General features: G+C 35.3%; 1 protein-coding gene. It reads left to right on the forward strand.

Annotated elements, in window-relative coordinates; genetic code table 11:
• A partial coding sequence (locus tag G5T77_RS15020) for a transposase family protein (protein ID WP_240904196.1) occupies positions 1-235 on the forward strand: 235 nt, incomplete at its 5' end.
• Positions 236-252: the final 17 nt, after the last annotated feature.

The raw sequence follows: 252 nt of genomic DNA on the forward strand, positions 1-252 counted from the left end.
GTTGTATCCGAATAGCCTGTTGCCATTAAAAGCCAAAAGACACTGTAAATTGGATCCTGAATTGAAAATCTATAATCAAGAAATCAATAAAAGAAGAATCGGAATTGAGCATGTATTTGGCAGCCTGAAAACCTTCAAAATCCTTGCTGAGCGTTATCGAAATAGAGGTAAAAGGCTTGGTTTGAGATTCAATTTAATCGCTGGAATCTACAACTTGGAACTGAGCAAAAAATGATTTATGAAAGAGGTCTA

The organism is Acinetobacter sp. GFQ9D191M, from assembly GCF_011174875.1.
Lineage (GTDB): Bacteria > Pseudomonadota > Gammaproteobacteria > Pseudomonadales > Moraxellaceae > Acinetobacter.